This window comes from Bradyrhizobium sp. CCGB12, from assembly GCF_024199845.1.
GTDB lineage: Bacteria > Pseudomonadota > Alphaproteobacteria > Rhizobiales > Xanthobacteraceae > Bradyrhizobium.
In genome coordinates this window covers 697,764-711,329 of sequence record NZ_JANADO010000001.1, presented here as the reverse complement: position 1 = coordinate 711,329, position 13,566 = coordinate 697,764, and the positions used below count along the sequence as shown (strand labels likewise).

The window sequence follows — 13,566 nt, the reverse complement described above, 5'->3', positions numbered from 1 at the left end:
GGCCGGCGGACAAGGTCCCGCCGCGTTATGGAAGATCAGGCCGCCTGGGCTGCCAATAGATTACGAAGCGGAACGTCAGCATCGGCTAGGAGCTGCGTGTCAACTTCGGCTTTCCGATCGATTGCCTCCCGTACCGGTCGAACATTTCGGCCGTCATTGACCAACAGCGCCCCGACGATTCGACCCTCGCTCAATTGAAGGATCGAAAAACGGTTATCTTCGCGCCGGCCCCTGATAACCACTTTGTCGTGCGACGCGGGCACACCCACGATTTGAACGTTCGTTCCGAATTGATCCGTCCAGAACCACGGCGTTTCGCAATAGCTTGCCTCCTGGCCCAACATCGCCTTTGCGGCGATGGCTCCCTGTCTTGCAGCATTCTGCCAAGACTCAAGGCGCACCTGGCGGTCATGAATTCCATTCCAATGGCTCGCAACATCGCCCGCGGCGAAGATCGCCGGATTCGTAGACCTCATCGAAGGATCGACGCGGATCCCGTCTTCGACATGAAGACCTATCGCCTCGGCAAGCTCTGTATTTGGCACGGAGCCGATTCCAACGACGACGGTGTTCGCATCGACTACGGTTTCATCGCTGAGGTGGAGCCTGCAGCCGTCTGCAGACTGCTCCAACCGCGAGATCGTCACTCCGAGCTTCACAACCACACCTTTGGAACGGTGCAGCTGCAGCATGTGCTCGCTGACCTCCGGAATGACCGACCTCTGAAGCAGCCGGGATGCCTGGTCGATCACCACGACGCTACATCCCAGTTCGGAAGCGGTAGACGCGACCTCCAAGCCGACGTAGCCGCCACCGATGACAACGACCTTTGCACCAGCCTTGAGCCGCGTTTTCAAGCGCTTGGCGTCATCAAGTGATTGCAGGTAGTACAGCGATGACACGGCGGCAAATGGAGCCCGGAGTTGCCGCGGACGAGAGCCGGTTGAGAGCAGGAGCCGGTCAAAGGAGATGCTGCCCCCCTTCTCGAGACAGACACGCCGCTGATGCAGATCGATCGAAGCAGCTTGCCCGTAAACCATCTCAACGCGCTCCGTGCTGAAGAACTCAGCGTCGCGCAGTAGTGGGGCTTCTTGTACGGAGCCGCTCAAGAAAGCTTTCGACAGCGGGGGCCGATCGTATGGAACGTGCGGCTCCCCGCTGACTAAGATCAGTCGGCCATCAAAACCGATGCGTCGGAGGTTCTCCGCCGCCGACACCGCGGCGAGACCGCCGCCGACCAGGACGATGGTTCGCGGCGCTTCCATGGGAGATGAGACGAACTCGGATGATGGCCGCATGTTCTATTCAGCCGCCTCACTTTGCGACTGCTCCGTACCGAATGTCCGGTCGAGGTTGCTGTTGATCAGGTTGTAGACCCCCAGCTCCTTCTCCGACATGTATCCAGGCACGAAGCGCGGCGAAAACGCTGCATCTTGCAGCGTATCCATCATGCCGGAGTCCTCCTCGAGCACGCGCGTGGTGTAGAGCGTGTAGTCCTTCACCTTGTCGGCGAACCCGTCCCGATCGAACCATTCCTTCGGGAACAGTTGATAGCAATAGATACGGGTCTTGGTCGGAGTGATCGGCCAGATGACGAACGGATGGACATTGTCTGAGCGCGCAAACAGTTGCACGTTCGGCGAAAGATGCCCGGCACAGGCAAAGTCCTCGGTCTCATTTTTCTCGGCGAGCGAAGGCATAATGCCGAAGCGAGACTTGTTGTCCTCGGTCATCGGCGCGCCGCGATAGAAGGCGGTGAACGCACCCTGGCCGCTGCGTGTTCCCGTGTACCGGTTGGGCGAAAGGTTCTTTCCGATCGTTTCCTTGTGAAGAACCGGACTGTGATAGGCGTCCATCAAGTTCTCTTTCGCGAACTTCCAGTTGCACTCGAGCGTAATGTCGAGCTTCTCCGCCAGACGGCAGTCTTCCTGCTTCAGGAAGCCGAAGTCCTTCTCGAAGTCGGAAATGAATTCTGCGAAGGCGACCGGGGCTTCAGCGAAGCTGATGAAGACCCACCCTCCCCAGCGAGACAGCGAGAGCGGACGCAACCGGCAGTTCTTCGGGTCGAAGTTCTTGGCGTTGCGCATGTGCGGCGCGCCCAGGAGCTTGCCGGAGAGGTCGTACAGCCACCCATGATACGGGCACGTGAATTCCTTTGTATTGCCGGCCTCGCGCGCAACCGCAACGCCGCGATGTGCACACCGATTGTAGAAGGCGTGAATTTGGCCATCCTCGTCTCGGGCGACGATGATCGGCTCGTCGAGGATGCGAAGAACGAGATAGTCGCCTGGCTCCTCGACTTCCTCTTCACGCGCCACCATCAGCCAATCCTTGAGGAACATGTTCTCCTTCTCGAGGCGGAAGACCTCGGGATGCCAGTACATGTAACCAGGCAGATGCCGCGCTTCGCTGATCGGCAGTCGGGTCGACTCATACCCCGCTCCGATGGAAGCCGTCGCCCGCGGGCCAGCACGGAGAGCGTCTTCCGGGCTCAAAGCCCCCGGCAGCGTCACAGTATGCACGGGTGCGCGGTAACCGCGCCCGCCATTCGGGGTCGAGTTCTTGTCCATCGTCGGCTCCTTGCGCTCATTCTGGAATTAGAATATGTATACATATGGACAAAGGCCAGTCAATAGGCTGGCGAATTTCACGGGAAAATCGCCTGTGGCAACCCCAATATGTATCCATAAAGCACAAGGAGGCCTGTTTTGGCTTGGATTCATGTGGCGAATGTCGCCGACCTCGACGGCCAGGAAATTCTTGGAATCCGAAAGGACGGGCATGACGTCGCCGTTTACCGACTCGGATCGGATTACTTCGCGACCCACAACATCTGCACGCACCAGTTCGCCCACCTATCGGAGGGCTACGTCGTCGACGGATGTATCGAATGCCCACTTCATCAAGGTCTGTTTGACATACGAACGGGCAAGGCCCAGGGCGGCATCGTCAAGACCGACTTGCGGACCTATCCTGTCCGTATCGAGGATGACCGGATCATGGTCCTACTTGACTAGGGCACCCGCACTGGGATCACCTTCCAACGACTCTGCCGGCACCAGTCCGCCGCAAGTCGCTTCGGTACGCCAGCGAACGATCGATCAGGAAGGCGCGGATGGACATCGAAGACCTCAGAACATTCGTCAACATCCTCGAGTCACTCAGCTTCACCCGAACTGGCGACAAACTGGGTCGTACCCAGTCCGCAATCAGCCTGCGAATAAAAAAACTGGAGGACGAACTCGACTGCAAGCTCATCGAGCGGGATGGGCGAACGATGCGCGCGACTGCGCAAGGCGAGTTGTTGCGGAGCGAGGCGGTCCGCCTTGTCGAATTCCACGACAGGGTGAAATCGAGCTTCAAGAGAAAGGGAATCGGAGGGGTGCTACGTCTCGGAGTCACCGACGACGTTGCCGATGGTCCACTCTCCTCCGCCTTACGACGCTTCGCGAACGAGTATCCGAACATTCAGATCGAGGTTTCTGTCGATCTGACGCAGCATATTCTAGCGCGCCTGAAGCGTTCGGCGTTCGACGTAGCTGTGGCCAAGGTAGACGGCTCTCATCAACCCACAAGGATACTGCGTACCGAACCACTGGTCTGGTGCACGCATTTGGACGCAAACGACCAGCCCCCCGGCGTAATACCCGTGGTCACATTCGTCGATGGCTCATACCCTCGAGACCTGATGCTGACGCACCTCACGCAGGCTTATATCGACTGGCGAATCTCGGTGGTCTCGAGCTCGCTATCCGGATTGAGAGCCGCCGTAGAGGCCGGACTTGGTGTCACCGCTATCGCGGCTGGGGCCATACGCGGCGGGTTGAAGCCGGCACCAGAGGCATGGCGCCTGCCACCTTTGCCGCCGGCCCAAACAGCCCTATTCGCTGCAGCTTCGACAACGCCGGCGCAGGAGGCGTTCATAGAGTTCATGTCCGCCTCGTTCCAGATGGCCTGACCTCCCTCACAAATCACGGCGGCTCGACATCCAGCCCGCCTGGAAGAAGGTTGGCCGCGCCTCAGCATGGCACTGAAGGAAAGGCCGCATGAACAGGCGCACGTCCGAGATTTGGCCAGTATGTCCACCTGGCGCTGCCAGTAACTTCACTCAAAGGTGATGCCATGGAGCCGCTGTGGTTCGAACAAGACAATTTCTACCGCGATCCAGACCCGCTCGATCCTTGGCTGCTTGCCGGCTTATGCGCTGTCGTAAACATCGCATTTGTTGCGGCAATAGCATTGATGCGTTGACAAAGGGATCACTGCATGTCGGGCAAACTCGATAAGAAGGTCGCGATCGTCACAGGAGCGGCAGGCGGAATTGGAAGCGCCATCGTGCGGAGATTTCTCGCCGACGGCGCAAATGTGCTGGCAACCGGCCAGGACAGCGACGCTCTCAGCGCTCTAAATGGCGAGGCTGGATCATCAAGCCGCCTCAGTCTGCTCGCCGCGGAATTAACGGATCAGAATGCGACGAGAACTCTGATCTCGAGCGCGATAGATCAGTTTGGAAAGCTCGATATCCTGGTCAACAACGCCGGCATCGGCGCCGCGAAGTCGGCGGTCGAGACGACTGACGACGATTGGGACCGGTATCTCAACGTCAATCTCCGGTCGGTTTTTCGCATTTCCCGGGACGCTATTGTTCACCTGGAACAGACGAAAGGCTGTATCCTCAACATCGCGTCGGTGTTCGGAATGGTTGGCTTCCGCGGCAGCGCTCCGTACTCCGCCTCAAAGGCCGGCGTCATTGGTCTGACCCGTCAATTGGCGGCGGATTGCGGTCCCCTCGGTGTGAGGGTGAATGCAATTTCGCCAGGTGTGATTGAAACTCCGATGACCCAAGCCCGGCTTGCGGAGAGAGGTTGGCACTTTCGGGCGACTGTCGGGACGACTCCGTTAGGTCGCCCGGGGAGACCGGATGAAATCGCGGCTGTCACCGCCTTTCTGTGCTCTGAAGAAGCGTCCTATATTTCGGGTGAGGTCATTGCAGTCGACGGCGGTTGGTCGAGCACTCGTTACTTCGCCGATCACGGCTAACTACCGCGACCGGCGAAGACGACGGGCAGACCTCTGGTGAGAACGTCAGCTGCACCCAGATCTCCTAACCTCACAATTGCAAGTCAGAATTCTACAGTTACCCTTCCCAACGCGCCATCCACTCTACGCCGCATCAAATAGCGCGACGAATTCCTTGGTTTCGAGTCGCAGCTCGTCCGCTCGCTTTGACAAATCGCTAGCAAACTCCCTGAGTGCATTTGCGGCATGACCAGTAGTTTCGGCAGCTTGGCTGACCGTTGCAATACCGCCGCTGACGTCGGCCGTGCGAGTTGCGGCTTGTGTGACATTGCGCCCAATATCGCCGGTCGCTATATGCTGCTGCTGTACAGCGCTCGCGATTGCAGCGGATATCTCGTCAATTTGCTGTATGACAGCGCCAATTTCCTTAATTGCTTGGACGGTCCCTCCAGTCGCAGATTGGATGCTCGCAATCTGGGTCGCAATTTCTTCAGTGGCGCGGCCTGTTTGGGTAGCCAAAGCTTTTACTTCCGAGGCGACCACCGCAAATCCTTTGCCCATATCTCCGGCTCGAGCTGCCTCTATGGTGGCGTTTAGAGCCAAAAGATTGGTCTGGCTGGCAATCTCCTGAATCAGACGCACGACATCGCCGACTTTGTGGGCGGCTTCAGTCAGTTCCGTGACGGTATCTGCCGTCGTCCTAGCCTGCGTTACGGCCCCCCGCGCGACCTGAGCGGATGTCTGCACCTGACGACCGATCTCCGAAATCGAAGCAGCCAGCTCCTCAGTTGCTGCAGCTACCGTCTGAACATTGGAGGAGGCTTGTTCGGCTGCACCGGCCACTGTGCTGACCTGAGACGTCGCCTTCTCGGCGGTATCCGACAGTTGGTTCGCTGATCCGGACACCTCCTGCGAGACCTTGACGAAGCTCTCAGCGATTCTACCGATCTTTGCAGCAAAGATATTTGATTCTCGCACCAGTTGGCATCGACGCTCGTCCTCCATTTGCTTGCGGACGGCATCAGCTTCCTGCTCGCTTCGCAGTCTATCCGCATCCGATGCGTTATCTTTGAACACTTGAACAGCACGAATGATGTCAGAGACTTCGTTTTGGCCCTTCGCTTCCGGAAGGTTGATATCTAGATTTCCGGAAGCGAGCTTCCTCATAATGGCTGTAAGCGAGCCCAGTGGCTTGATTGAGACGATGTTCCACCAGGCGACCGAAGCACCGACAAACAAGGCGGCGGCACTCAAACAGAGCATCAAGAGCTGAAAGCGACCGGCAAGGTTACGGGTCTGTTCTGCAATCTCTCGATTGGCGCGCTCCTCAAGATCGATAAGCTCATTGATGCGGCCGAGCCATTCCACAAAAACGGGGCGTGCCACCATCAGTACGCTTCTGGCCTCAGGACCGTCGCCGGCCCGCTGCTTTCGGATAATCTCGGACGCCAAAGGAATGGCTCTGCTCTCGGTCGCCTTGATGCTCGCAAGTATCGTTCGCTCGTTCTGATCGATGTCGTCTCGCGCGGCGAACATTTGGTCCAGCAATTCTGCCGAGGACGCGTAAAACTGTGCGAGCCGCTCTATTTCTCTGACTACGGCTTCGGTTTCGGATGCGGCAACAAGTGTGACATCTCGCAGGCCAATTGCCCGGTCGTGAACGCTTCCTCGGAAATTGATGGCAAACCGTTGTTTGACGCTATTTACGTCGTTCATCCTGGTGAGATTCTGATTGATCTGATTTACCTGGACGACAGCAGTCGCCGTAAGAGCAATCATGAGCGCAAAAATGCTTAGAAAGCCGAGAACAATCCGCGTGGTTAACTTGCTTCTCTGAAGAATTTCCATCGTAGCCTTCGACTAAATTTTGAATGGAGGATCTGGCGTTCGCCAGCCGGACTTGACCAGATCATGACAGAGTGACGCTCTAACTCGCTCGGTTCATCACGTATGATCGATGACGTTACGCGGACGCTTTCTTGTCGCTACAATACGTTCCAGCGCATTAAGATGTGGTTCACTGCGAGTGTGCGTAACATCGCCAGCTCTTGAAGATTACGACGATCGTCGCGCGATCATTGACGCAGACGGGTAACTTGCGCGTCACTAGATTACCCCTAGATCACTCAGTCGCATCGCGCCAAAATGACGTTTCGCTGTCTTGTTGTGAATGCACTCGACCGTATGCATCTCCGGTGACTCAAGACACGAGAATGCACGAAGAGCCAGAGCCTGCGCGGCAACCGAAAGCTTGCGTCATAAAGGGCTTTCGCCGTTTTCGTCGCAGTTTACAAACGCAAGATCGGTCAAGCCGCGCGCATCGTCGCCATGAACTCGTCAAGCTGGCGCTTCAGCCGTACACTATCTTCAGACAACAAGCGGGCTGACTTGAGCACTTCGTCTGCAGCCGACGAGGTCTGTGCAGCGCTGCGATTAACCTCGACAATGTTCTCGACCACCGCGGAGGTCCCCGCCGCCACGCCTTGCGCATTCCGCGCAATTTCGTCCGTTGCCAGGCCCTGCTGCTCGACGGCAGTCGACACCACCTCTGAAATGGTCGACATACGATCGATAGTGCCAACAATCTCCTGAATCGTGCCAATAGACCGCTCTGTTGCTCCTTGCATTCCAGAGATGTGAGCCGAAATCTGCTCGGTCGCGCTCGCTGTCTGGCTCGCAAGCGACTTCACCTCCGCGGCAACCACCGCGAATCCCCGGCCTGCGTCACCGGCGCGAGCCGCCTCGATAGCGGCGTTCAGCGCGAGCAGATCCGTCTGTTCAGCAATCTCTCTGATCAGCTTGACGACTTCTCCGATCTCGCGAGCCGCGCCGGACAGCTCCGCTATTCTCGCATCCGTCTCTTTGGCTTGGCCCACTGCATCACGCGCAATGCTTTCCGATTCCTGCACGCGCTTCTTGATTTGAGCGACTGACGCGGCGAGTTGTTCTGCCGCAGCCGCAACCGACCTGACGTTGGAGGACGAGTCCTCCGAAATGCTGGTCACGCGGCCTGATAAGCTTTGCGTGCTTCCAACCGCCGAGATCATGTCGCGGGCGGCCGCTTCTAGCTGCTCGGCAGACGCTGAAACGTTGGAGACGATGGTTCCAACCGCTGCTTCGAACTCTTCTGCGAATCGGACAAGTTCGACTCGCCGCGCCACGGTGGCTGTGCGGGTCCGCTCTGCCTCTTCCGCAGCCTCCTGCTCTGCCTTTGAAATGGCCGCCAGCTTGAACGCCTCCACGGCATTGGCCATCTGCCCAATTTCGTCCTTTCGGAGCAGCCCCGGCAAGATAACGTCAAACCGACCGGAGGCCATTTCACGCATCGCAGCGCAAAGCGCGGTCATCGGCCGGGACAGACCATTCCCAAGCGCGAGGGCTAGCAACATGCTTAGAAGCAGCTGCGCACCAGTCAGCGTTTCCACCAGCCCTTCCGTCGCAGATACTGTCGCATCTCGTTCACCAGCGATCGATTTTTGCTCGGCAACAAGGCCAGCAGCGACGTCACTTGACGTTTGCATCATGGCCCCAGACACTCTGCCCATGCGCTCCGCTAAGGCGCGGAGTTCATCCTCCTGCCCTGGAGCAGGACCATTGTTCAACGCTTTGGTGAGCTGCGCGAATATCCTGGCGAAGTTCTCGAACTGCGCCTTGACCTCCAATACACGTGCTCGCAAGCCTGCTTCCGCTTCCGCTTCCGCTTCCGTGAACTTGCCAATCGCTGCCCTGATTTCGCTTTCCGCTGCCAAAGCTGCCTTCGCATCGCTCTTATCGGCGGTTACGGCAGAATAGCGAGCGAGAGAATGATATGTCGTGAGAGCGCGATCGAGATCCTTCGCCTCACCGGCCGTTTCCGCACTGTGCCTAAAGGCGGCGTCTGCGGTCTTGATCCGTTCGTACCCGATATAAATAGCGGCAACGTTCGCCAGAAAGAGTGCCGCCACAGTTGCGAACGCCAACAATATCTTGGTACGAAGCCCCAAATCTCCAAAAGCACGCGTCAACGAAAGCACGCGCAGCTTTGCGCGCAGTTTTCCGCCCCACATGAGCCCCTCTCCACCGAGCCGGCACTCCTATCGTTGCGGCCGCCGACCCCCGCAGACGAACGCAGTTTTTACGCGATCAAAAGATGCGGTTTGGTTGCAAATTCGGCGACAGCTGCGGCCGAGTCTTTCGAACTTGCGACCATCTGTTGGTAGTACTCCGCGAGCAAATCGGACGAGAACCGAATGTGCTCGCGCATCGCGGCCTCGGCCCGCGCGGAGTCCCGCTCCAGAATGGCATTCACGATGATATGGTGATGCGAGTGCGCTTGCTTTGCGAGAAAATAGTTGCGGTCGTCGAACCGATACCAATGGACGTTTCGCGCACTCGTTAACGGCAACCGTTGAGCGTTCTCGACGAAGGAGATCAGCATTTCGTTGCCCGTTGCCTTGTAGATCGTCGAATGCAACCGCTCGTTCATGTCGACCCAGGCGTCCTGATCCTTCTGCGCGAAATGCCCTCGGACCAGTGCTCTATCGCCGTAGTCGAGACACTCCTGCAGCACGTCGCCTATGGCATCATTCACGCCAATTTGCGCAAGGAGTCCGCATGCGAGTCCCTCGAGCGAGGCTCTCACCCTATATGCGTCGATGAGCTCCTTGATGCTAAAGGATCGCGTTTTGTAGCCGCGCTTGGGCCCCGGAACGAGCAGGCCTTCCTGCGCGAGCGTAGTTAGCGCGGAGCGTACCGGGGTCCGCGAGATGCCGAGCTTATCGGCGATAGGGATCTCCTGAAGATGCGTCCCCGGGGGCATCTCCCCGGACACGATCATCTCGCGGATGCGAGTTATCGCTTCCTCGGTGAGGGAGATAACAGCGTCCTGTCTGTCCTGGGGTATAGGCCTCTTCGCCATGTTCGCCTTCCGTACGAGTTCGAGCCTCTACCGGGAAGCATACCTCTTCGGAGGATCGTCTTGAATGCCCGATCCGGCATCTTCATAGGAATGTCCCATGCCTAAATAGGTCTCGACGATCCGGCGGTCATCACGGAGGACCGCACTTTCACCCTCCATCGAGATTTCGCCATTCTCGAGCACGTAGGCATAGTCGGAGACCTGCAGGGCCGCCCGCGCGTTCTGCTCGATCAGCAGAATGGACACGTCGGCTGCTCGCAAGGCCGCAACGATCTGGAATACCTCTTTGACGATGCGAGGAGCCAGCCCGAGGCTCGGCTCATCGAGCATGAGGAGCTTCGGAGCACACATCAGTGCACGGCCAATTGCCAGCATCTGGCGCTCGCCGCCCGACAGCGTCGCCGCATACTGCTTCCGCCTCTCCTTCAGGCGCGGAAATCTCGAATAGACATCGTCAAGCCGGGATTTCAGAACAGCTTTGCCTAGCGACCGCGATGGATAGCCGCCGAGCAAGACGTTATCCTCGACGCTCATCGACCCGAAGAGCTCGCGTTTCTCCGGCACCAGACAAAGGCCGTTCTCGACGCGTTCCTCTCCTTCGGACGAGTTGATATCCTCGCCTTGGAACGAAATGCGTCCACGACACGGAAGCAGGCCCGCCACAGCGTTGAGAAGCGTGGACTTGCCGGCGCCGTTTGGGCCGATGACCGAAATCACCTGCCCTTTCTGCACCTTGAGCGACACGCCGAAGAGGGCCTCGACCTTGCCATAGGCGACCCTCAGTTGGTCCACTACCAGAAGATCGCTCACTCTACTCCTCCGAGATATGCTTCGAGCACCCGCGCGTCCGACTGGATGGCCTTCGGCTCCCCCTCGGCAATACGTTGCCCGAAGTCGAGCACGATCAGGCGGTCTACCAAGTTCATTACGAAGTCCATGTCATGCTCGACGATCAGGATCGACACGCCCTCTCTCCGGAGTTGCCGGAGCGTCTTGGCGAGTGCCACCTTCTCCTGCAGCCTCAGCCCCGCGGCCGGCTCATCGAGCAGTAGCAGGGTTGGATCCGCCGAGAGCGCCCGGGCGATTTCCACTATTCTCTGTTGGCCGAGCGCCAACGATCCGGCTTCGGCCAGCGCAGACTGGGCAAGACCAACCCTCTCAAGCTGCCTCGACGCCTCGAGGCGCACCGCCTTCTCGCTGCCTCGCTCGAGATGGAGGAGTGCTGCCAAGACTCCCGCTGATGCGCGCCGATCGGCACCGATCATGACGTTCTCGACCACGCTCATCGTCGGCAATAGCAGCACGTGTTGGAACGTACGTGCCATGCCTTCCGCCGCGATCTTGCGTGAGGGTAACTGCTCGGTGTTTCGACCGCAAAACTGCACGGAGCCGGACGTGGGCGAAAGCACGCCGCTGATCACATTGAACATGGTCGACTTGCCGGCGCCGTTGGGACCGATGACACCAACGATCTCGCCCGCCTTGAGTGAGAAGCTTAACCCCTCTAGTGCAACCAGGCCGGCAAACCGCTTGCCGAGATCGGATACCACCAGGACGTCCGACTCTGGCACTGGCTTGTCGCGGATCGGCAGGTCGACGGGCGTAGTGCCCGTATCGAGCGGGGTATACTCCGCACTTGCGAAAAGCTTCCGGACCGGATGCAGGAATCCCTCAGGAGCCCTTTGCAGCAAGATAATCAGGACGACCCCGAAGACAATCATCTCGTAGTTGCCCCCGTTGCCCAAGATGGTCGGCAGGAAGTCCTGAAGAATTTCCTTCGAGATAATTACAGTGGCAGCCCCGACGACTGCTCCCCAAACAAGCCCAGCGCCTCCCACGACCGCCATGAATAGGTATTCGATACCGAAGTTCAGGCCGAAAGGCGTGGGGTTCACGAAGCGAAGCATATGGACGTAGAGCCATCCCGACAGGCCCGCCAGCAGCGCGGCAAGGACAAACGTTTTGACCCGCACCGACGCAGTGTCGATGCCAAACGTCTCCGCCATGGCCGCTCCGCCCTTAAGGGACCTCATCGCGCGGCCAGGGCCCGAATTGAGCAAGTTCGTCGCGCCAGCAATCGCAAGCATGACGGCGAGCCATATCAGAAAGAAAATCGACCGCGAAGTGTCTAGCGCGACGCCTGCAATTCGGATCGGAGGAATACCGCCGAGACCGGTCTGCCCGCCGAGCATCTCGATATTTCCAAACAGGAAATAGAGCGCGATACCCCACGCGATGGTGCTCAAGGGCAAGTAGTGGCCCGCCAGCCGAAGTGTCAGGGCGCCGATCACATAGGCCGACAGTCCGGTGAGCATCAAAGCGAAGAAAAGGCCAATCCACGGGTTCAAACCAAAGCCCGTCGTGGCAACTGCCGACGAATATGCTCCGATGCCAACGAATGCCGCCTGACCGAAGGAGGTCATTCCGCCAATTCCGGTGAGCAGAACGAGGCCTAGCGCGACCAGCGTGGCCAGGCCGATATAATTGGCCAACGTTACCCAGTACTCGCTGCCAAAAGCGAATACGGCCGCGAGGACGACGATGAGAATAGCAAAAGGAGCCGCTTTGCGGATACGCCTGTTCACTTATTCCTCCTCGAAATGGATGCCGCGAAGGGACCGCCAGAGCAGCACTGGAATGATCAGCGTAAAGACGATCACTTCCTTGTAGGCGCTGGCCCAGAAGGACGAATATGATTCCAGAATTCCAACGAGGAGCGCGCCCACGGCAGCGAGTGGATAGCTTGCCAGTCCGCCGATGATAGCTGCCACGAAGCCCTTTAGTCCGATGAGGAAACCCGTATCATAATAGATCGTCGTCACCGGAGAGATCAGGATGCCGCAAGAAGTACCGATTGCGGCTGCAAGCGCAAAGGTAAGCCTGCCTGCATGTTTGCCCCGGATGCCCACGAGCTTGGCGCCGATGCGGTTAACCGCCACGGCTCGCAGCGCCCTACCACGTAGGGTGAAACCGAAGAACAACCACAGAGCCACAATCCCGGCTAGTGACGCCACAATCACCCACACACTCTGGGCCGTGACCAACACCGGTCCCCAATTCATTGAGAAGTCAGCAACAGGAGGATTTCTCGATCCCTCGGCGCCGAATGCGAGGAGACCAACGCCAACCATGACGAAGTGGACGGCCGTCGCAACGATCAAGAGCATCAGGACCGACGCCCCAGCTATGGGCTCGAACGCGAGCCGGTAGATCTGAGGCCCCAGCGGAATCATAATCGCAAGGGTAAGCGGAATTGCGAGAAGCTGAGACATGCCGCCTGGTGCGAACCGCCACGCTACGAATGCGACGGCCAACGCATAGAGGATCTCTGAAAGCGCTTTTCCTAGTACCTTTGACGGTACACCGCCGCGATACGCCTTCCAGATGTCCACGGTGGAGAGAAGCACAGAGCCGGCAAGCATCAGCCACACCGTCATGGGAACGACGCCAGCCAGCAATCCAGCGAAGGTGAGGGCTCCGTAGGCAACGAACTCGCCCTGCGGGACAAACACGATGCGCGTTACGGCGTAGACGAGCACGAGCGCGATCGCCGCGAGGGCGTAGACCGCGGCGTTCACGAGCCCGTCCTGCGCTAGAATAAGAAAGATATCGATGTTCATGCGAGCTCCAAAAAAGGTGGACCGCTCCGT

General features: G+C 58.5%; 11 protein-coding genes. 3 read left to right on the top strand and 8 right to left on the bottom strand.

The window, feature by feature from the left end:
- Positions 1–35: 35 nt before the first annotated feature.
- Together NLM27_RS03275 and NLM27_RS03270 are read right to left on the bottom strand one after the other, a co-directional pair.
- Positions 36–1,265 carry an NAD(P)/FAD-dependent oxidoreductase gene (locus NLM27_RS03275; protein WP_254141973.1) on the bottom strand — a complete coding sequence of 410 codons (1,230 nt, stop codon included), beginning with the start codon at positions 1,263–1,265 and terminating at the stop codon, positions 36–38.
- A gap of 36 nt (positions 1,266–1,301) precedes the next feature.
- Positions 1,302–2,570, bottom strand: a complete 1,269-nt coding sequence (locus tag NLM27_RS03270) for a Rieske 2Fe-2S domain-containing protein (protein WP_254141972.1) — start codon at positions 2,568–2,570, stop codon at positions 1,302–1,304.
- A 138-nt stretch (positions 2,571–2,708) separates the two neighbouring features.
- Between NLM27_RS03270 and NLM27_RS03265 the strand changes: the two genes are divergently transcribed.
- The 3 genes from NLM27_RS03265 to NLM27_RS03255 all read left to right on the top strand — a co-directional run bounded on the left by NLM27_RS03265 (position 2,709) and on the right by NLM27_RS03255 (position 5,040).
- Positions 2,709–3,017, top strand: coding sequence for a non-heme iron oxygenase ferredoxin subunit (locus tag NLM27_RS03265; RefSeq protein WP_254141971.1), 309 nt, complete (start codon positions 2,709–2,711; stop codon positions 3,015–3,017).
- Positions 3,018–3,115: 98 nt separating this feature from the next.
- The gene (locus NLM27_RS03260) at positions 3,116–3,958 is read left to right on the top strand and encodes a LysR family transcriptional regulator (protein WP_254141970.1); all 843 of its coding nucleotides are present in this window, start codon (positions 3,116–3,118) and stop codon (positions 3,956–3,958) included.
- 308 nt (positions 3,959–4,266) lie between these two features.
- A complete protein-coding gene (locus NLM27_RS03255) occupies positions 4,267–5,040 on the top strand; it encodes an SDR family NAD(P)-dependent oxidoreductase (protein WP_254141969.1) in 774 nt (257 codons plus the stop codon).
- Between the two features lie 123 nt (positions 5,041–5,163).
- Here the strand turns inward: NLM27_RS03255 and NLM27_RS03250 are convergent, their stop codons facing one another.
- The 6 genes from NLM27_RS03250 to NLM27_RS03225 all read right to left on the bottom strand — a co-directional run bounded on the left by NLM27_RS03250 (position 5,164) and on the right by NLM27_RS03225 (position 13,536).
- Positions 5,164–6,867 carry a methyl-accepting chemotaxis protein gene (locus NLM27_RS03250; RefSeq protein WP_254141968.1) on the bottom strand — a complete coding sequence of 568 codons (1,704 nt, stop codon included), beginning with the start codon at positions 6,865–6,867 and terminating at the stop codon, positions 5,164–5,166.
- A 458-nt stretch (positions 6,868–7,325) separates the two neighbouring features.
- Positions 7,326–9,065 (bottom strand): methyl-accepting chemotaxis protein, encoded by a 1,740-nt coding sequence (locus NLM27_RS03245; RefSeq protein ID WP_254141967.1) that lies wholly within the window; start codon positions 9,063–9,065, stop codon positions 7,326–7,328.
- A gap of 68 nt (positions 9,066–9,133) precedes the next feature.
- Entirely contained in the window at positions 9,134–9,916 is a 783-nt protein-coding gene (locus NLM27_RS03240) for a GntR family transcriptional regulator (RefSeq protein WP_254141966.1), read from the bottom strand.
- A 27-nt stretch (positions 9,917–9,943) separates the two neighbouring features.
- Positions 9,944–10,726, bottom strand: coding sequence for an ABC transporter ATP-binding protein (locus NLM27_RS03235; protein WP_254141965.1), 783 nt, complete (start codon positions 10,724–10,726; stop codon positions 9,944–9,946).
- Positions 10,723–12,501 (bottom strand): ATP-binding cassette domain-containing protein, encoded by a 1,779-nt coding sequence (locus NLM27_RS03230; RefSeq protein ID WP_254141964.1) that lies wholly within the window; start codon positions 12,499–12,501, stop codon positions 10,723–10,725. Before NLM27_RS03230 ends, NLM27_RS03235 begins: the two co-directional genes overlap by 4 nt.
- Positions 12,502–13,536 (bottom strand): branched-chain amino acid ABC transporter permease, encoded by a 1,035-nt coding sequence (locus NLM27_RS03225; protein ID WP_254141963.1) that lies wholly within the window; start codon positions 13,534–13,536, stop codon positions 12,502–12,504.
- Positions 13,537–13,566 lie beyond the last annotated feature (30 nt).

Excerpts from the sequence above, each read along its gene's own strand:
- NLM27_RS03275 (WP_254141973.1), bottom strand. The coding sequence starts at position 1,265 with ATGGAAGCGCCGCGAACCATCGTCCTGGTCGGCGGCGGTCTCGCCGCG.
- NLM27_RS03270 (WP_254141972.1), bottom strand. The coding sequence starts at position 2,570 with ATGGACAAGAACTCGACCCCGAATGGCGGGCGCGGTTACCGCGCACCC.
- NLM27_RS03260 (WP_254141970.1), top strand. The coding sequence starts at position 3,116 with ATGGACATCGAAGACCTCAGAACATTCGTCAACATCCTCGAGTCACTC.
- NLM27_RS03255 (WP_254141969.1), top strand. The coding sequence starts at position 4,267 with ATGTCGGGCAAACTCGATAAGAAGGTCGCGATCGTCACAGGAGCGGCA.
- NLM27_RS03250 (WP_254141968.1), bottom strand. The coding sequence starts at position 6,867 with ATGGAAATTCTTCAGAGAAGCAAGTTAACCACGCGGATTGTTCTCGGC.
- NLM27_RS03245 (WP_254141967.1), bottom strand. The coding sequence starts at position 9,065 with ATGTGGGGCGGAAAACTGCGCGCAAAGCTGCGCGTGCTTTCGTTGACG.
- NLM27_RS03240 (WP_254141966.1), bottom strand. The coding sequence starts at position 9,916 with ATGGCGAAGAGGCCTATACCCCAGGACAGACAGGACGCTGTTATCTCC.
- NLM27_RS03225 (WP_254141963.1), bottom strand. The coding sequence starts at position 13,536 with ATGAACATCGATATCTTTCTTATTCTAGCGCAGGACGGGCTCGTGAAC.